At 69.4% G+C, this 18542-nt stretch carries 17 protein-coding genes; 8 read left to right on the top strand and 9 right to left on the bottom strand.

The window, feature by feature from the left end:
* Nucleotides 1-268: 268 nt before the first annotated feature.
* Entirely contained in the window at nt 269-1213 is a 945-nt protein-coding gene (locus tag ASG37_RS10865) for a metallophosphoesterase (RefSeq protein ID WP_055759617.1), read from the top strand.
* 337 nt (nt 1214-1550) lie between these two features.
* Here ASG37_RS10865 and ASG37_RS10860 read toward each other — a convergent pair whose 3' ends face one another.
* Together ASG37_RS10860 and ASG37_RS10855 are read right to left on the bottom strand one after the other, a co-directional pair.
* Nucleotides 1551-5687, bottom strand: coding sequence for a translocation/assembly module TamB domain-containing protein (locus ASG37_RS10860; RefSeq protein ID WP_200909739.1), 4137 nt, complete (start codon nt 5685-5687; stop codon nt 1551-1553).
* Entirely contained in the window at nt 5684-7603 is a 1920-nt protein-coding gene (locus ASG37_RS10855; RefSeq protein WP_055759613.1) for an autotransporter assembly complex protein TamA, read from the bottom strand. The genes ASG37_RS10860 and ASG37_RS10855 overlap by 4 nt, the downstream gene beginning before the upstream one ends.
* Nucleotides 7604-7708: 105 nt before the next feature.
* On the opposite strand from ASG37_RS10855, the gene ASG37_RS17915 reads away from it, so the two are divergent.
* Nucleotides 7709-7882: a hypothetical protein gene (locus ASG37_RS17915; protein WP_200909735.1), complete on the top strand. Its 174-nt coding sequence runs from the start codon at nt 7709-7711 to the stop codon at nt 7880-7882.
* A 134-nt stretch (nt 7883-8016) separates the two neighbouring features.
* Here the strand turns inward: ASG37_RS17915 and ASG37_RS10850 are convergent, their stop codons facing one another.
* Both ASG37_RS10850 and ASG37_RS10845 read right to left on the bottom strand, forming a co-directional pair.
* A complete protein-coding gene (locus tag ASG37_RS10850; protein ID WP_055759611.1) occupies nt 8017-8616 on the bottom strand; it encodes an outer membrane protein in 600 nt (199 codons plus the stop codon).
* A 147-nt stretch (nt 8617-8763) separates the two neighbouring features.
* Entirely contained in the window at nt 8764-9378 is a 615-nt protein-coding gene (locus ASG37_RS10845; RefSeq protein ID WP_055759608.1) for a helix-turn-helix transcriptional regulator, read from the bottom strand.
* 69 nt (nt 9379-9447) lie between these two features.
* Between ASG37_RS10845 and ASG37_RS10840 the strand changes: the two genes are divergently transcribed.
* Nucleotides 9448-9651 carry a hypothetical protein gene (locus ASG37_RS10840; RefSeq protein WP_055759605.1) on the top strand — a complete coding sequence of 68 codons (204 nt, stop codon included), beginning with the start codon at nt 9448-9450 and terminating at the stop codon, nt 9649-9651.
* Entirely contained in the window at nt 9651-9950 is a 300-nt protein-coding gene (locus ASG37_RS10835) for a hypothetical protein (protein ID WP_055759602.1), read from the top strand. The genes ASG37_RS10840 and ASG37_RS10835 overlap by 1 nt, the downstream gene beginning before the upstream one ends.
* A gap of 401 nt (nt 9951-10351) precedes the next feature.
* Here ASG37_RS10835 and ASG37_RS10830 read toward each other — a convergent pair whose 3' ends face one another.
* Both ASG37_RS10830 and ASG37_RS10825 read right to left on the bottom strand, forming a co-directional pair.
* A complete protein-coding gene (locus ASG37_RS10830) occupies nt 10352-11377 on the bottom strand; it encodes a hypothetical protein (protein WP_055759599.1) in 1026 nt (341 codons plus the stop codon).
* Nucleotides 11377-12588, bottom strand: a complete 1212-nt coding sequence (locus ASG37_RS10825; protein WP_055759596.1) for a TIGR04063 family PEP-CTERM/XrtA system glycosyltransferase — start codon at nt 12586-12588, stop codon at nt 11377-11379. The genes ASG37_RS10830 and ASG37_RS10825 overlap by 1 nt, the downstream gene beginning before the upstream one ends.
* 106 nt (nt 12589-12694) lie before the next feature.
* Between ASG37_RS10825 and ASG37_RS10820 the strand changes: the two genes are divergently transcribed.
* The gene (locus ASG37_RS10820; protein WP_156349122.1) at nt 12695-13105 is read left to right on the top strand and encodes a hypothetical protein; all 411 of its coding nucleotides are present in this window, start codon (nt 12695-12697) and stop codon (nt 13103-13105) included.
* Between the two features lie 44 nt (nt 13106-13149).
* Here the strand turns inward: ASG37_RS10820 and ASG37_RS10815 are convergent, their stop codons facing one another.
* On the bottom strand, nt 13150-13380 hold the full coding sequence (locus ASG37_RS10815; protein ID WP_055759591.1) for a hypothetical protein: 231 nt from the start codon (nt 13378-13380) through the stop codon (nt 13150-13152).
* 40 nt (nt 13381-13420) lie between these two features.
* Nucleotides 13421-14797, bottom strand: coding sequence for a helix-turn-helix domain-containing protein (locus ASG37_RS10810; protein WP_055759589.1), 1377 nt, complete (start codon nt 14795-14797; stop codon nt 13421-13423).
* Nucleotides 14798-15059: 262 nt separating this feature from the next.
* On the opposite strand from ASG37_RS10810, the gene aceA reads away from it, so the two are divergent.
* The 3 genes from aceA to ASG37_RS10800 all read left to right on the top strand — a co-directional run bounded on the left by aceA (nt 15060) and on the right by ASG37_RS10800 (nt 17605).
* Nucleotides 15060-16334: an isocitrate lyase gene (gene aceA, locus ASG37_RS10805; RefSeq protein WP_055759587.1), complete on the top strand. Its 1275-nt coding sequence runs from the start codon at nt 15060-15062 to the stop codon at nt 16332-16334.
* 24 nt (nt 16335-16358) lie between these two features.
* A complete protein-coding gene (locus ASG37_RS17910; protein WP_164490762.1) occupies nt 16359-16508 on the top strand; it encodes a hypothetical protein in 150 nt (49 codons plus the stop codon).
* A 323-nt stretch (nt 16509-16831) separates the two neighbouring features.
* Nucleotides 16832-17605: an SDR family oxidoreductase gene (locus tag ASG37_RS10800; protein ID WP_055759584.1), complete on the top strand. Its 774-nt coding sequence runs from the start codon at nt 16832-16834 to the stop codon at nt 17603-17605.
* 181 nt (nt 17606-17786) lie between these two features.
* Here ASG37_RS10800 and ASG37_RS10795 read toward each other — a convergent pair whose 3' ends face one another.
* The gene (locus tag ASG37_RS10795; protein ID WP_055759581.1) at nt 17787-18491 is read right to left on the bottom strand and encodes an SDR family NAD(P)-dependent oxidoreductase; all 705 of its coding nucleotides are present in this window, start codon (nt 18489-18491) and stop codon (nt 17787-17789) included.
* Between the last annotated feature and the right edge of the window lie 51 nt (nt 18492-18542).

The following is an 18542-nucleotide window of genomic DNA, read 5'->3' as shown; positions in this document are numbered from 1 at the left end:
GCGGCCACGACCGCGCCGGTGCGCCCAGCGGGCGCATCCGCGCTGTCGGCCGGCCTCGCGCACGCGAGGACCGACGACGTGGCTTCGCCACGTCGTGTGAGACAGGAGGCGTCGGGGGTTGGCTCCCGGCGCCTCTTTTCTTTGGGGTTGTGCTTGGGACTTCCCCTCCCCCGGCCCCTCCCCTGAAGGGGAGGGGGGAATCGTAATGGTCCCGTCATATTCGCGTGGCTTTGGGACTGGCCTCGCTCCCGCAAAGGACCCCTGCCCGATGACCATCCGTATCGACCGCCGTACCCTGCTCGGCGGGTTCGCCATCGGGGCGGCGGGACTGGCAGCGCCGGTCGAGGCGCGCGCGACGGCCAAGGGGTGCAGCTTCGCGGTACTCGGCGACTGGGGGCGCGACACGCCGGAACAGCATCATGTCGCGGCGGCGATGGGGCGGGCGGCGGCGGCGGCGCGGAGCGATTTCGTGCTGGCGATCGGCGACAATTTCTACAGCGACGGGGTGGAATCGGTCGACGACCCGTTGTGGCAGTCGGTGTTCGAGGGGGTCTATACCCACCCGGCGTTGCAGGTGCCGTGGTATGCGCTGCTCGGCAACCACGACTATCGCGGCAATCCGCAGGCGCAGATCGACTATGCCGCGACCAGCAAGCGGTGGCGGATGCCGGCGCGCTATTACCGGGTGGCCGATCCGGCGCTGGCACGCGCCGATGTCGAGTTGCTGGCGATCGATACCTCACCGTTCGTCGAGCGGTATCGGAGCAACGACGGGGTGATCGGCAGCAATACCCGGTCGCAGGATACCGCCGCGCAACTGGCATGGCTCGACGCGACGCTTAGCGGCTCGCGCGCCAAGTGGAAGATCGTGACCGGACATCATCCGATCCGGTCGGGCGGCAGCGGGCATGGCGACCAGCCGGAGATCATCGCGCGGGTGCTGCCGATCCTGAAACGGCATGGCGTGCAGGCCTATATCGCGGGGCACGACCACGACCTGCAACATATCCGGCGCGACGGGATCGACATGATCCAGTGCGGCGGGGGCATGGAGGCGCGGCCGGTCGTGGCGGTCGAGGGTACGCGCTTCTGCCGCGCCGCCGCCGGGTTCGGCATGGTGCAGGTGGCGGGCGACCTGCTGTCGTTCGACCTGCGCGACGAGCGCGGGGCCAGCCTGTACAATGCGTCGGTGCCGGTGCGGGCGGCGGCGTAAAGTTTACAAAGTTTACACTAACGACGTCGTGGCGAGAATTGACGCCGCGGAGACTATCCGTTCGTTTTCAGTTACTTGGCGGATCAACCTATCTGAACGTCCGAGGTGTACGTTTACGTCGTGCAGACGTCACAGACCATGCCGCAGGGGCGAGGTTCATATGGCTGGCCGGTAGATGTCCTCGATCATGTCAAAGAGCGTGGCGCTCGTTGCGCTCCGGGGTGGGTGTAGCGGCTGGCCGGGAATGTAGGACAGCGATGATCCATTGCGACTGCGGGGCAGGCGCCGGTCGAGGCTCCAGCCTTCGCTGGAGCGAGGGTGTGGGGCTAGGGGAGCCTTAATAATCGCGCGACACGCGCACGTTCACGCTCTGGCGGCCGATCGTCGAGATCGAGGAGAGGAGCGAGAGCCAGCGCGTGACCTGAAACTCGATGCGGGTGGCGCTGTAGCCCTGCCCGTCGGTCACGATCTCGGCATAGAAACGCCGCGTCAGATATTTGCCGGCGGCGACCGAGGTGCCTTGGCCCGTCTGCGGATCGGCGGGGAGGATGCGCAGACGGTCGAGGCCGGCGGCGCGGCGGACGGCGTTGATCGGGTTGAGGCCCCCTTCCCCGTTCTGGAGCGCGGCCACCGCCGCCGCCAGTTGCAACGCCTCAGGGGCGGACAGGTTGGTGATCGAAGTGCCGAACAACAGGCGCGAGAGCAGTTCGTCCTCGGGCAGCGCGGGCACGCTCTGGAAGCTGATCTCCGGCCGGGTCGCGGTGCCGGCGACGCGGATGGTGGCGTTCAGCCCCTGCGTATCGGCGTTGGCGACGATGTCGATCGCCGGATCGGCGGGGATTTCGCCGTTGAAGCGCAGCGCGCCGCGATCGATCTGAAACTCGCGGCCGGCGAATTCATAATTGCCGCGGATCAGGTCGGCCCGGCCGTTGATAACCGGGTTGGTCGGCTCGCCGGTGATGGCGAGGTCGGCGGACCATTCGCTGGTGAGGCCGAGGCCGGTGACGATCAGCCCGCCGGGCGCACGCGCGCGCAGGTCGAGCCGCCATGGCGTCGCGGCGGCGGTGGTTTCATCGTCGCCGTCGGGGCGGTTGATCTCGCGGATGTTGAGACGTGGCAGCGGCGCGGTGGCGGTGGCGCGGCCGAGGCGATAGCGGCTGCCGTCCATCCGCACTTGGCCCGAAATCACCCCGCCCGCGCCGTCGCTCTTCACCCGGATCGGGCCGGTGACGGTCGCGCCGATCGAATCGGTGTTGATGAGCCGCGCGCGATCGGCATTGAGCGACAGGTCGATGCCGAAGCCGCGCACCGCCGCGAATTCGAAATTGCCGGTGCCGGTGACGCGCCCCTGCCGTCCGTCGCTGGCGGCGAAGCGATCGATGACCAACTGCGATCCGTCGAAGCGGCCCTGCGCCTCGACGCCGGTCAGCACGGTGCCGGTAATCGAACTTTCGATCCGCGCACCGCTGGAGCGGACCACGCCGCGAATGCGCGGATCGGCGAGGCGGCCGGTGACGTCGGCACCGACCGCGACCGGGCCGGACAGGTCGAACAGTTCGATGCCGGTCAGCCGCCACAGCGTATCGGCGGGGCCACCGTAGCGAAGCTGCGCGAACAGCGGCGCATTGGCGATGCGGGTGGCGAGGTCGCCCTGCCCCAGCGGCGCCAGCCGGGCCTGCGCGCGGCCGATAGTCTTGCCGCCGCTGGCCATGACGGCGCGCAGGCCCGCGCGGTTGGCGTCGAGCACGGCGGCGATGCCGACGTCGATCGGCGTCGAGGAAAGGACCAGCCCTGATCGGGTCAGGCCGCGAATGGTCAGGTCGACGCGGCCCGACGGGGTTTCATCATCCTGCGCATAGGCGATCTTCCCCGAGGCGGTGCCGCCGAGGCCGAGGCCGGGATAGCCGATGTCGAGCACGGCGAGCGGCATGCGTGCGACGTCGAGGTTGACCTCGCTGCGGGTGCCGGTGAGCGCGCCGGCGATCGTGGCGCTGCCGCCGGCGAAGGTGAAGCGGGTGTCGCCAAGCCGCCAGCCCGCGCCGTCGCGACGCAGGACGGCGGGAGTTTCGAGTTTGAGCGGGCGGCGGTCGAGCGTGCCTTCCGCCGAGATGCGATATTCGTCCTCGGTGATGCCGATGACGCTCTGGATCGCGAAGGCGCGGCCGCGCGAGCCGGCGATCGAAGCGCGCGCTTCGCCGACTCCGTTCACGAGGCGCAGGTTGCCCGCCATCCGCGCGATCGACAATTTGCCGCGACGGAACCCCTGTGCGGTTACGGTGGCGTCGAGGCTGGTGGCGTCGCCGAGCACGATCGCTGCTTCGAGGCGGCCGCGCCGGACCTCGCCAAGCGTACCGAGCCGGGCACGCGCGGCGTCGAGCGCGAGGTCGATGCGCTGGTCCTGGCCCTGCGGACGGAAGTCGATCGTCCCCGATAGGCCACCGCCGGCGACGGTCAGGCGGCCGAGAAAGCCGTCCTCGACAATATCGACACCGCCGGTGGCGCGGGTGCCGCTGACCTCCAGCGCGTCGACCGCGATGCGCGCGGTGCCGCCGCTCGGCAACAGGATCGCCCCTTGCGCAGTGAACGGGCCGAGACGCGAACCACCGGTAGCGCGGTAGGCGAAGCCCTGCGGCGTGGGGTCGAGGTGGGCGACCACGTCCGATAGGCCGAGCGTCGCGTTGGGGCTGGCGAAGCGCAGGTCGAGCGTCGGGCGCGAGATGTCGCCGTCGAGGATGAGGCGCACCGGGCCATAGGTCGCCTGTCGCCCGACCGCTTCGATGTGGAAACTGCCGTCGCGGCGGCGATAGCCGTTGCCGGTGAGGGTGAGGCCGGGCGAGGTCAGTCGTAGCCCGCGCAGATATAGCGTGCCGTCGCGGCCGCGTTCTAGCCCGGTTTCGACCCGCGGCAGCCCTTGCGTGAGCGAGCGAAAGAAGGCGTTGTCGAGCCGGCGGACCTGCGCCATGCCCCGCCCGATAATGCGGGTTCCGCCGCCGGGGATCGGCACGGCGCTGAGGCGGGTCTGGACATCGACGAGGCCGAGGCCGGGGATGAGATAGCGGGTGAGCGCGCCGCTGATGCCGATGTCGTAGCGGCCGGTGGCGAGATCGAGCGTAAGCATGATCCGGCCGTTCAGCTTGTTCGACCGCACGATCAGATCGTTGCCGACGAGGGTGCGCGCGTCGACGCGGAGATTGCCGACGACTGACAGGTTGCGCAGGATGCCGCCGGCGACCTCGCCGATGCCGGTCACGCGCTTCGCCGCGAGACGGAGCGGGATGGTGACGGGCGCGCGGCTCAGGCGCCCCTGCCCGGCGGCGACCACGCCCTCGAACCCGGTCTGGTCGAACGCCAGCCGGTCGGCGCGGAGGCGATAGTCGAACTTGGCGGTGGCGAACGCGCCGTCGAGGATCGCGCGCAGTTCGATGGCGCGGCCGGTCATGTTGGGGAACAACGCGGCGGGGCGCAGCAGGCGGGCGCGCAGGCGCAGGTCGCGGAACGCACTGGTGCCCAGATCGACGATGCCGTCGGCTTCGAGCGCGAGCGCGGGGCTGCGCAGCGCGAGCTGACCGTCGATCCGGCGGTTGGCGAAGGTGGCGTTGCCGGCGACGCGGACTTGCGGGGCGGTAAGGCGTTGCAGCTTGCCTTGCAGCAACATCGAAGGCGCGAGCGTGCCGTTCAGCGCATAGCGGCCGGCACGGGCGGCAAGGTCGAGGTCGGCGATCGACTGGCCGGCGGCGGTGGCGGCGAGGCGGCCGTCCCACGCGCTCCAGCGGCCGTCGCCGGTTACGGTGAGGTTCAGTGGCCGGCGGATGCCGCTGGCAATGGCGAGCAGGCCGTCGGCGACGCCGCGCGCGCGCAGCTCGACGTCGAAGCGGTCGCGATCGGGTTCGGCGTCGAGGCGCAGCCGCAGGCTGTCGCTGCGCGCGATGTCGAGTGCGAGGTCGACCAGCGCCCGCCCCGAGCGAATATCGGCCTGCCCGATCAGCCGGCCGATGCGTGGGGTTCCGGTGACGGCGCGGGCAAGCTCCAGCCGGTCGACCGAGAGGCGGCCGATGCGGATGTCGAACGACGGCAGGATCGGCCCCTGCCTGCCGGTCGGCGTCGGTTGCGGCAATTTGGCGAGGATCGCGCGCGGGATGTGCAGGCGGGTGATCGACAGGCGGTTCGACCAATATTCCCATGGCCGCCAGTCGAGCTGCGCCAGCGGCGCGCGCAGCACGAGGCCCTGCGGGTCGTAGATGCGGACGTCGACCAGCCGAGGGTTGCGGTAGATCGAGCCTTCGATCCGGCCGATGCGGTAGCGCATACCGTTGGCGGTTTTGAGCGTCGCGATGCGGTTGGCGATCAGCCGGTGGCCGGGGCCGGTATCGATCGCGATCAGCAGCGCGGCGGCGAGGACGACGATCGCCAGCACGAGTTGCAGCAGCCGGCGGCCCCAACCGATGCGTGGCTTGGCGGCCGGGACGTCGCTCAAAACGCCTGTCCGAGCGAGACATAGACGGCGATGCGCGGATCGCCGCGCTGCGGGTTGATCGGCGTGCCGACGTCGACGCGGATCGGGCCGAAATTGCTGTAATAGCGCACCCCGATCCCCGCGCCGTAGCGCAGGTCCGACAGGCCGGGCAGCGGCGAGGTATAGATATTGCCGGCGTCGAGGAACGGCACGATGCCGAAATTGCCGAACGCGCGCACCCGCGCCTCGATCGAGAATTCAGCGAGGCTGCGCCCGCCGATCGGATCGTTGTTGGGATCGCGCGGGCCGATGCTCTGGAAGCCATAGCCGCGCACCGATGCGCCGCCGCCGGCATAGAAGCGCCGCGACGGGGCAACCGCATCACGCGGCGCGCCGAGGATCGAGCCGATCCGCGCGCGGCCGGCCAGCACGACGCGGTCGTTCACCGATCGGTACAGGCTGCCGTCGACCTGCACGCGGGTGTAGCCGAACACGTCGCCCTGCAACGACAGTTCGGGGCTGAACCGGCCGCCGAGGCGGAAGCCGCGCGTGGGGTTGAGCAGGTCGTCGGACCCGTCGTAGTTGAGGCTGGTCGGCACCGCGCCGATGAAATAGGTCCGCCGGCGTGGATCGCCGGTGGCGACGATCACGTCGCGCTCGTCGGTCGCCAGCAGTTCGGCACCCAGCGACCACGTCCACGTCTTTTGAAAGAAGATGTTGGTCTGCCGCTCGAGGCTGCCCGAGAGCGAGACGGTGTTCGCCTCGAACGCATCGCGCACCAGATGGGTGGCGGCGATCTGGCCGGTCAGCACCCGGTCGCGGCCATGGAAATTGTTTCGGCGGAAGGTGACGGCGGCGACCTGTTCGCGCGTGCCCAGCACGCCGCGCAACGTCAGCGCGCCTTCGGGGGGGAACAGGTTGCGGTGGGTCCAGCTCCCCTCGACCCGCGCGCCTTCGCCCGTGCCATAACCCAGTTCGGCGGCGATGGTGCGCGGCGGCGCGGGCTCCATCGCGAGATCGAGGTCGACGGTGCCGGGCACCTGCCCCTCGACCGGGGTCAGACGGACCTGCGAGACGAGGCTGGTCTGGACGATCGCGCGGCGCAGGTCGTCGACCATCGTCGAATCATAGGTCTCGCCGGGTTTGAAGCGGGCGATATCCTGCGCATGATCGCCGTCGAACACGCGGTTGGGGCGGGCGATGATCCGGCCGAAGCGGCGCTCGCCGCCGGGCTGTACCGGCACCTCGATCGTCGCGGTGCGCGTGGCATGGTCGACGGTGATCTCGGGTTCGCCGACCTTGGCGAAGGGGAAGCCTTCGCGGCCGATGGTCTGGGTGAGCTTTTCCTGCGCGGCGACCACCGTGTCGCCCTGCACCGGGGATTGCGGGGCGATCGGGAAGGCTTCGCGCAAGGTTTCGGCCTTGGTGCCGGCGGCTGCGATGCCGGGCGTGCGGACCTGCGCGAAGCGGTAGCGTTCGCCCGGTTCGACTTCGAGGTAGACGATCAGCCGGTCGCCTTCGGGCCGGACGCTGGTGGCGATGCGCGCATCGAAATAGCCTTCGTTGCGCAGCAGTTCGTCAAGGGTGCGAGCATCCTCACGCGCGCGGCGATCGATCTGCGCGGCGTTGGCCGGTTCGCCTTCGCTGGCACGCAGCGTGGAAAGTTCGTTGAAGCGCTGGCGGAACAGGTCGGTGTCGATCGCGTCGATGCCGGTGATGCGGTAATTGTAGCGCGTCTCCCCCGCCGCGTTGACCGATCGGATCGCGGCCAGCGGATCGGCCGGTTCGGGCGCGATCTCGGGCCAGGCGACGCCGATGTCGGGCAGGTCGGCCAAAGGCGCATCGGGGGCGAGCGGCACGTCCTGCGCACGCGCGGGCGCGGCGACGACCACGAGCCATCCGGCGCTCAACAGCAACACAAGCCGGACACTCGACATGGCAGCCGTCCTAGCCCGTGGGGGTAGCCGCCGCCAAGGGGCTAAACCAGCGTTGCTGCGCCGGATGGTAGCATGGGCGCGGCGATTGTGGCAGGAGGGCGCGCGATGAGCGATCCTTCCCACACTCCGCGCGCCGGCGGTCTGCCGATCGCGATCGGCACCATGGCCGGGGCGATCGGCGGCGCGCTGGCCGGCGAGGCGACGATCGGCGTGCTGGCCGGCTTCGCGGTCGGCGTCGTGGTCGCGATCGTCATCTGGCGGCGCGACCGGCGCGGGTAGCGTTTCCGAACAGATTTCCAGACTTCGATCCATGCCGCATCGTCACCCCGGAACCAGTCCGGGGTGACGAAAGGGCGGCCGTTTCGGCCGAAAATGACGAAGAGTTGGCCGGAACTGCCAACCGCCGATCGGTCCTAGAAACGCACCGGCACCCCGAGCATCAGCGTGCGGTTGACCCCCGCCAGTTCGCGATAGTCGAGGCGGACGCCGATGCGGCGCGACGCGCGAACTTCGATGCCGCCGCCATAGGTGACGCTGTGGTTCCAGTCCGAGGCACCCTCGACGGCGAAATCGTCGGTGACGCGCACCCGCTGCGCGCCATAGCCGAGCGTGGCATAGACCAGCGCATGGTCGCCGATGACATAGCCGGCACGCCCGCCGACGCGGTAGTTCCATTGCGGATCCTCGGCATAGACGCCGCCGGGCAGCCGTGCGGTCGCCTGCGTCCCGCCGGTGCCAATCGCCGCTTCGGCCCCGAGCCGCACGCGCGGCGCGACGGCAAGGTCGAACCCGGCGAAGGCACCGCCCGCCACCCCGCGCGAGCGATAGGTGTTCGTCTCGGTCACGTTGAACAGCGGCACGGTGATCTCGAGATCGAAATGATGCTCCTGCACGCCGATCTCGGCCCCGGCATAGCCGCCGGTAAAGGCGGTGTTCAGCCGGTCCTGGGCATGGCCCGGCATCGCCGACGCGACCATCGCCGCGCCGGTCGCCACCAGCAGTTTCATGTTCATCACTATCCCTTTCGCTCGATCGGCAGCGACTCCCGCGCCGCCGATGAATATTATGTAGGACAGCAAAATGTTTCTGTAAAACAGAAATAGATTGGTGTTATGCAGTGATCATCCGAGCGGGCGGGGATCGCATCGCCTGCCGGTGTATCACAGCCTGCGTGACAGCCAGACGACACGACCGACGATGTCCGGCGGCGTGGCCAGCACCACCGGCGGATAGGTGGAATTGTCGCTGACCAGTTCCACCCCGCCGGGCGCGCGGGCGAGCCGCTTGACCAGCAGCAACCCGTCGTGACGGACGACATGAATCCGGCCCGACTGGCCGCGCCGGTCGCCCTGGTCAACGAGGATCATGTCGCCATCGGCCAGCGTCGGTTCCATCGAGTCGCCGCGCACCGCGATCATCGAGGCATCGGCCGCGCGCACGCGCAACGCGCGCAGCAGATCGGCGTCGAGCCGGTGGATGCCATCGGCGACATCGTCGCCCAGCAGTCCGCCCGGCCCGGCCGATGCGGTCGCATCGATGCGGGGCACCGCCACCCACTCGCGCGCGGGGGGCGCGCCGAGCAGCGTTTCGGCGATGCCGAGATAGCGCGCGAGGATCGCCCGGTCCGCCTCGGCTAGCCGGCGCGGGGTGCCGCGTTCGACGAACTGCTGGATATAGGCCGGGTTGCGACCAATCAGCCGTGACAGCTCCATCAGGCTGACGCCGCGTGCCTGCGCGGCATGGGCGATCGCGGTGCGGGGGTCGGCCGGGTCCATCACCACATCCTACACATAGGAAAAATCCTAGACAAGTTGGATTTATAAGAACAAAACAAGAACGAATCAATGCAGCGGTGGGAGGCGCAGGTGAACATCATTCTGGCGAGGATCGGCCAGCATCTGGAGAGAACGGGCATGGCGGAGACGAAATTCGGACGCTGCGCGGTGGGCGATCCACGGCTGATCGGCGACCTGCGGCGGGGGCGCATCCCCCGACCGGCGATGGTCGCGCGGATCGAATCCTATATCGCCCAGCGGGAGGGGGCATGATGAGCCGGGGACCCGATGCGGCGACGCTGCTGGAGCGGCGACTGCGGATCGCGGCGGAGGCGGTGGGCGTGACCATCGTCATTACCGCGTCGGACTGGACGCGCTGGGCGAGCGCCACGTTCAACGGGGCGAAGCATCGGCTGACGGTGACGAGCGGGGATGCCGGGTTCGCGGCGTGGCTGGCGACGCTGGGCGAGGCGGAACTGCCGCTGCGCGGGCATCTGGTCGCCGATGTCGCGGTGGCGCGGGTGGTGGCGGGGGTCGCCGACCTCGACGTACTGACGGTGGAGGAGCGGTAGGGGGATCGGAAGCGCTGGCTTGCCTCGTCGAAGATTTGTTCCGGGATGACAAGGGGACTGGGGCCGATCGACATTCCTTCGCGCGTCGTCACCCCGGACTTGTTCCGGGGTCCACCTGGCCCCAAGCGCTGTCGATACAGCCTCAAGGCGCACCGACTGCCGAGCCGTGGACCCCGGAACAAGTCCGGGGTGACGAAAGGGGTGGGTGTTTCGGCCGAAAATGACGAAGATCGGCCGACAATGTTGAATGTCGATCGGCCCTAAACCTGAAACAATCGTCATCCCAGCGCAGGCTGGGATCTCCCGGTGATGGCGCACGGCAGGAGCCGCATGAGGCCCCAGCCTTCGCTGGGGCGACGCTTCGGTTCGGACAAATCGGAGTTTAGGGGTCGGGACGCCCCTTATTCCTTGTCGCCGGTGGCCATGCGGCGGAGCTGGCCGAGCGTGGCGGCGAGCCCTGCGGGGACGCGCGGTGCCTGCGGTTCGGGCGTGACGGGTGGTTCGGGTGGTAGTGGCGGTTCGGAGGTGGTGATCGGCGTGGGCGCAGCCTGCGGGGCGATCGGGGCTGGCGGTTCGACCTGTACCGGGGGTTCGGGCAGCGGATCGCGCCGCGACAGCCCCTCGTCGAGACGGGCGAGGAGGGCCGACAGCGAGGGTTCGCCGGTCGGTTTCGGCCGGGACTGTGGATCGGGTTTCGATGTGCCTGCTTCGGGGCGGCTGTTGCTCCCCTCCCCGACAAGCGAGGGGTCGGGGGTGGGTTGCTCCGGGGCTGGCGGTAGCGTTTCCTCAGCGGCCGACTCATCCCCGGCCCCTCGCTTGTCCGGGAGGGGAATCGGGTCGGTTTGACGATCCTCGGGCAGCGTCACCGCATCGGGGCGGAACAGCGGCTTGACGGTAGGCGTCGGCGCGGCCGGGGCGGCGGGCAGCGCGTCGGGATCGAACATCGCCAGCGGCATGTCGAGATCGCGCGGGATCGTGCGTTCGCCATCCGGGGTGGCGGGCACCAGCGGCGTGTCGAGGAACGGCGCGCCGAGATCGCGGTCGGCGCGGACCGGCGGGCGCGGCGGCGCGTCGGGATGGGCATCGGCGCGACGGACCGAGGGCGGGACCTCGGCACGGCGCGGTTTTACTTTGGGCTTGCGACGCGGAAGCGGCAGGACCGCAGCGGGCGCGAGCAGCATCAGTCCCAGCCACAGCAGCACTGTCACCAGCCCGCCGAAGCCGAGCATCAGCCCGGCGCGCGCGGTCCAGCCGAGCGGCGGGGCGGCGGCAGGGAGCAGCGCCGGCAGGCCGCTGGCCATCACCGCCGCCTCGATCCGCCATGCGGGCACGAGCGCGACGAGCGCGACGACGGCCAGCCCGGCCACCCCCGCGACGGCGGGGGCGAGCGGCAGGCCCGGTTGGCGTGGCGCGTGGGTCGTGGCCATCACCCGTCCGATCGGTTGGCGGCGATCAGCCGCTGGTACAGGGGTTCGTAGCGCGCGACATTGCTCGCCCAGTCGCGCTCGCGCTCGACGAAGGCGCGGCCGCGATCGCGCATCGCGTCCCAGTCGCGGCGGTCGGCGAGGCGGGCGGCGACGCGGGTCGCGAGCGCCGCGGGATCGTCGGGTGGGAACAGCGTGCCGGTGTCGCCGTCGCGAATCAGCTCGCGGTGGCCGCCGACGTCGGACGCGGCGACGAGGCGGCGCTGCGCCATCGCTTCCAAGGGTTTGAGCGGCGTGACGAGGTCGGTCAGCCGCATTGCCTTGCGCGGATAGACCAGCAGGTCGACGAGGCCGTAATAGCACTCGACCTGATCGTGCGGCACGCGGCCGACGAAGCGGATCGCATCGGCCACCGGCGAGGCGGCGGCGCGGGCGCGCAGGTCCGCCTCCATCGGCCCGCCGCCGACCAGCAAGAGGGCGACGTTCGGGCGGGCGGCGACTAGCGCGGGCATCGCCGCGATCAGCGTGTCGAGCCCCTCGTAATCGTAGAAGCTGCCGATGAAGCCGAGCACCTCCTTGTCCGCAAGGCCCAGTTCGGCGGCGAGCGCGGTGTCGGGCGGCGGCGGCGTGCCGAACAGCGTCAGGTCGACGCCGTTGGGGGACACCATGATCTTGTCCGATGCGATGCCGCGCGCGATCAGGTCGCGCCGCAATCCCTCGCAGATCACCGCGACGCCGTCGACTTTCCGCACCGTATGGGTTTCGAGCGCGCGGGTGGCGCGGTAGCGCAGCGAGCCTTCGGTCCCGGTGCCGTTGCCGACCGAGGCGTCTTCCCAAAAGGCGCGGATTTCATAGACCAGCGGCAGGCGATGGCGCTTCGCCACGCCCATCGCCGCCAGCGCGCCGAGTACCGGCGAATGGGCGTGGAGGATGTCGGGCTTCACCAATTCCACCACCCGTTCGATCGACCGGGCGAAGGCACGGATCTCACGCACTTCGCCGAGCGGCGAGGGCAACGGGGCGATCGGCGCGGTGCGGTGGAAATCGATACCGTCGATCGTTTCGCGCGGGGTCTGCGTCACGCCCTGACGCGGGCCGGTGACGGCGGCGACCTCCCACCCCCGCCCCATCTGCGCGGTCAGGATCGCGCGGGTGCGGAACGTATAGCCGCTGTGCAGCGGCAACCCATGGTCGAGAACATGAAGGATACGCATCGCGAGGCGTTTACCATGGCAGGGTTTAAGGAGATGTGACCTTAGGGGCTGCATCGTGGTCGCGGGCGGGATTGCGCTCGACCGGGCAATCGGCCGGCTTGAAGCGATGTACCGTATCGGCCTTTGCTGCCGGACGATCCTAGGCCTGACCGGTTGCGACATCGATCCGCTTTGTTCGTCGCAGGTCCTTCAGATCGCGCGCGATACCGGTAGCGATCGATATGCCGCCACCGTGTTGCGCGATTGCGGTGCCACCACCGATTACGCCACGGTCGTACAGGTTGGTCGGGCCGGTGAATTGCAATCGGCCGCCCGGGACGTTTTCGTCGCCGACAGCGGCGCCGCGTCCAGCTTTGCCGGAAACGCGATCTGGACCAGCGTGGTCTGGACGAGGCCCGGGCAGTTGTCGGTCGCTTACGCGACAAAGGCGCGGGTGTTCCGGCGGGAGCCGACAGCGAAGGGCGCGGTCATCCGCTATTTCGAAAGCGATCCGATCGGGGTGCCGCCGCCGGGATGATCGCTCGTTCTGCGCCATCGCCGACACCGGTCAACTGCCAGCCCTTACCGGACGAACAACCGATCGCCGTCCCGTCCGATCAGTGACGCTTCTCGATTGTACCGGATGTGTTTCAATCCCATGCGGCGACATCGCTCGTCGGTGACGATCTGCCGCTCGACCCAGCGTCGCCATGCCGGGTCGGCGAGTGCCAGCCGTTCGGCGTCGAGGATACTCACGCCATGGGCGGCGCGCAGGTCCTTGAGGTGCAGAATCCATCGGTCGCGGTCGGCCATCGCGCGATGTCAGGCATGGATGATTCGCATGTCATCCTGCTCAATCCCCCTCGAAGGCGAACGGGGTCAGCCCGCCCTCGTGTTCGTCGATGCGCATCGCGCGGGCCAGCGGCGGGGCCGAGCGTTGTGGGCAGGCGGCGCGGGTGCAGGCGCGGCAGCCGGGACCTACGGCCACGCCGGGGGCGGCAAGGTCCAGCCCGCGTGCCGCCGCCAGTGCGCCGGCCTGTTCGGCGGCGATGCCCAGCATCACCACGAACCGCGCGCGCACCTCGCCGGCCAGTGCGCCCGGCGGGGTGACGGTGCGCGCGAGCGTCAGCCAGCGGCCGCCCTCCTCCGGGTCGACGCATTGCACGATCGTCTCGCCGCCGCGCGCGAAGGCGTCGAACGCGCCGAGCAGCGGACAAGGCGCGCCTTCGACCAGCGGCGACTGGCTGGCCCCGGCGAAGCGTTTCGACACCTGTCCGGCGCGGTCGAGGCGGAGCATGCAGAACGACAGCCCGCGCGCGCCGACGCGGTGGAGCGTGGTCAGCCGGTGCGCGACATGCTCGAACCCCGCGCCGAAACGCCGGCCGAGCAGCGCGATATCGTACCCGGTCGCCTCGCACGCGCGCAGGAAGCGGGCGTAGGGCATCATCACGGCGGCGGCGAAATAGCCGTGGAGGTGCCGCCGCAGCCATTGTTCGGCGGTGCGATCGGCAAGCCCCGCCCCGCGCACCAGCGCCTCCACCTCGCCCCGCGCCTCGAGATGGCCGAGCGTGCGCGCCATCGCGAAACTGCGCGAGGCGGGGTCGAGCCGTTCGGACAATTGCAACTGGCGCGCGTGGAGATCGGTGCGGTGGAGATGGCCGGGCATCGTCTCGACCGGCAGCAGCCGGACCGAGAGGTGGTGACGCACGCGCAGCCGGTCGGCCATCGCCGCGCCCGGATCGCCGCCGCTCTGGCGCAATTCGTCGGCCAGCGCCTCGGCTTGGGCGTCGAGATCGGGGAAATGGTTGCGCCAGCGCTCGATCGCGGCGCGCGCCTCGACCGCCGGGTCGGCAACGGCGACTCCTGCCCCGCCGCCGCCCAGCCGGTCGAAGGCGCGGGCGAACGCCTCCGCGCCGCCCGGCGCGCTCGCCAGCCATTCGGCGATGTCGCCGCGATCGAGCGCGAGGTCGGCGAACAGCGGATCGGCGAGTCGCCGCCGCATCGGCTCGATGCCGCCGCCCGGCTCGCTCGCCGCCAGCGTGCGGGCATCGAAGCCGTAGCGTTCGGACAGCGCGACGAGCAGCGCGGCGGTGATCGGCCGCTGGTTGCGCTCGATGAGGTTGAGGTAGCTGGGCGAGATGCCGAGCGCGGCCGCCATCGCCGCTTGGGTCAGCGCATGGCCCCGGCGCAGGCGGCGGACGGCGTGACCGGCGAAGAGTTTGGTGTCCATGCGCGCTCTTTCTCCCCTCCCTGGCAAGGGAGGGGTTGGGGGTGGGTCGGGTAATGGCGGGCGTTACGTTCCCTCGCGGGCCTACCCACCCCCCACCCCTCCCTTGCCAGGGAGGGGAGTTGTCATTTCTTTACAACGCTACAACAGGACAGGGATCGACGACAACAGGCAGACGCGATTTCTGGCGCTGTCCGGCTGCGCAAACCGTGTTTCCTAGGCCATTGTCCTGTCAACGGCACGACAGACTGTAAAGGAAACGACCATGGACTTCACCGATCTCATCGCCGCCCCGCCCGGCCGTTTCGACGGGATCGAGCGGCCCTACACCCCGGCCGACGTCGCGCGGCTGCGCGGGTCGGTGATGGTGGAGCATACGCTGGCGCGCCGTGGGGCGAACCGGTTGTGGGAGTTGCTGCACAGTGAGGACTATGTCCATGCGCTGGGCGCGCTGTCGGGCAATCAGGCGATGCAGATGGTGCGCGCGGGCCTCAAGGCGATCTATCTGTCGGGGTGGCAGGTCGCGGCCGATGCCAACACCGCCGGGCAAATGTATCCCGACCAGTCGCTCTATCCGTCGAACGCCGGGCCGGAACTGGCCAAGCGGATCAACGCGACGCTCGGGCGCGCCGACCAGATCGAGCATATGGAGGGGGGTGCCGGCCGCGACTGGTACGCGCCGATCGTCGCCGATGCCGAGGCCGGGTTCGGCGGGCCGCTCAACTGTTTCGAGATCATGAAGGCCTATATCGCCGCCGGCGTCGCCGGGGTGCATTACGAGGACCAACTGGCATCGGAGAAGAAGTGCGGGCATCTGGGCGGCAAGGTCCTCATTCCGACGCAGGCGCATATCCGCAACCTCGACGCGGCGCGCCTCGCGGCGGATGTGGCGGGCGTGCCTACCGTTATCTGCGCGCGGACCGATGCGGAGAGCGCGCGGCTCATCACGTCGGACATCGACGAGCGCGACCACCCGTATCTGACCGGCGAGCGGACCCCCGAGGGCTTCTTCCGGTTGCAGGAGGGCACCGGCGTCGACCATTGCATCGCGCGCGGCATTGCCTTCGCGCCGCATGCCGACCTGTTGTGGTGGGAGACGAGCAAGCCGAACCTCGCCGATGCGCGACGTTTCGCCGAGGCGGTGCGCAAGGAATATCCGGACAAGCTGCTCGCCTATAACTGTTCGCCGTCGTTCAACTGGGAAAAGAACCTCGACCGCGACGACATCGCCCGCTTCCAGCGCGAGATCGGGGCGATGGGGTACAAGTTCCAGTTCGTGACGCTGGCCGGGTTCCACCAGCTCAACTTCGGCATGTTCGAGCTGGCACGCGGCTACCGCGATCGCGGCATGGCGGCGTACAGCGAACTGCAACAGGCGGAGTTCGCCGCCGAGGCCAATGGCTATACCGCGACCCGCCACCAGCGCGAGGTGGGCACAGGGTATTTCGACCTCGTGGCGACCACGCTGGCCGGCGGCAGTTCGTCGACCACCGCGCTGAAGGAATCCACTGAAACGGCCCAGTTCGATAAAGCCGCCTGAACATTACATCGAAGGAGAGACAAGATGCCCGAACCGACCCGCAGCCGCGCCGTTTTCTCGACCGAGGACTTCCGTTTGCTCAAGGAAGCACTGGCGAGCCATATCCAGTCGATCGCCGACGATCCGAAGTCGACCAAGTTCGCTCACTTGTACCATCGGTTGGGTCGCATCTGACCGGTTTTGGTTCACGCGGAGGCGCGGAGACGCGGAGAAGAAGGATGTTTTCGCGCAGAGGCGCGGAGGCGCAGAGAGAGAGTCCATTGGTGGCATCCGTTCCGCGACCGGGAGACGTTTGCGTCCGTTGCCAAGGGGATGACGGCCGCTGATGTGGCGGTACGTGGCAACGACCGCAACCCCTCCGCGTCTCCGCGCCTCCGCGTGAACAACCCTTCTTCGTGCCTTCGCGTGAACCCAACCCCCCCAGCGCAACGGGCGCGTCACCCACCGGTGGCGCGCCCGGTTCGCGTGAAGTAGCCTCGCCGAAAAGGAGCGGCACGATGGACATGGCGACGCTGTTCCGGCTCGACGGCCGGACCGCATTGGTGACGGGTGGCACGCGCGGGATCGGACGGATGATCGCGGCGGGGTTCGTCGCGCAGGGGGCGCGGGTGTTCATCGCGTCACGCGATGCCGATGCGTGCCGGGCGACGGCGAAGGCGATCGGGGCGACCGCGCTGCCGCAGGACGTGGGCGACGTCGCAGGCTGCCGCGCGCTGGCCGAACGATTGGGGGACCAAGTCGACGCGCTCGATATTCTCGTCAACAACGCCGGGGCGGCATGGGGTGCCGCGTTCGACGAGTTTCCCGAGGCGGGGTGGGACAAGGTCATGGACCTGAACGTCAAATCGCCGTTCTTCCTGACCCAAGCGCTTCACCCGCTGCTCAAGGCCGCCGCCACTCCCCAGCGTCCGGCGAAGGTCATCAACATCGCCTCGATCGACGGGCAGCGGATCAATCCGTGGGAGACGTACAGCTATCAGGCGTCGAAAGCGGCGCTGATCCACCTGACGCGGCGGCTGGCGGCGCGGTTGGCGCGTGATTCGATCCATGTGTCGGGGATCGCGCCCGGCGCGTTCGCCAGCGACATGAACAAGGCGGCGCGCGACCATGGCGAATCGCTGGCGAAGGCCATCCCGGCGGGGCGGATCGGGCACGACGAGGACATGGCGGGGGCGGCGATCTACCTCGCGTCGCGCGCCGGCGACTATGTGGTGGGCGAGACGATCACCGTCGATGGCGGGCTGGTGCATGCCAGCACCGGGACGGCGTAGCGCCGATCGTTATCCTTCGTGCGTCGTCACCTCGGACTTGTTCCGGGGTCCACCTGGCCGCAAACGCTGTCGATAAAGCCTCAAGGCGCATCGATTGCCGAGCCGTGGACCCCGGAACAAGTCCGGGGTAACGAAAGGGGTGGGTGTTTTGGCCGAAAATGACGAAGATCGGCCAGCCTAGTCAGGGGGCCACTTCGCTGCCGTCCCACGCGAACACCCGGCCGCTCTGCGCAGGGGTCAGCGCGTCCAACACCGCCAGCAGCCGCTGCGCGCTGTACGCCGGAGTGAACAGCTTGTCCTCGGGCACCCCTTTCTGGAACGGGCGGCTCAGACCAGTGTCGACGGTGCCGGGGTGGAGCGCGACGCAGACCGCCTGTGGCCGGCTGCGCGCCAGTTCGATCGCGGCGGTGCGCACGATCTGGTTGAGCGCGGCCTTCGACGCGCGATAGCCGTACCAGCCGCCCAGCCGGTTGTCGGAGATGCTGCCGACCCGCGCCGACAGGCAGGCGATGATCGCCGGCTCCTGCTTCGCCAGCAGCGGCACGAAGGCTTTCAGCGCCAGTGCCGGGCCGATGGTGTTGATCGCGAAATAGTCGGCGAGCAGCGCGGGATCGAGGTCGCGCAGCGCGCGTTCGGGACCGCCATGCGGCGTTTGCAACGTACCGGTGGCGACGATGACGCAGGTGAGTGGGGCGTCGATCGTGGCGGCGGCGGCTTCGATCGATGCGGGATCGGCGATGTCGAGCACGACATGATCCACGCCATCGGGCAGCCCGTCCGGTAGTGTGCGCGACGCGGCGATCACCGCCTCCCCGGATGCGGCAAGGGCGGCCACCAGCGCACCGCCGATACCGCCCCCTGCCCCGATCACCAGCGTGCGTGCCATGAACCCTCCGTTGTCAGGGGATCAAACGCGGACACGCATCGCCGGTTGCGG

It is taken from the genome of Sphingomonas sp. Leaf407 (assembly GCF_001425385.1).
In the GTDB taxonomy this organism is placed as follows: Bacteria; Pseudomonadota; Alphaproteobacteria; order Sphingomonadales; family Sphingomonadaceae; genus Sphingomonas.
Note: the sequence above shows the minus strand (reverse complement) of the source record. Positions and strands in the feature narration are given on the sequence as shown.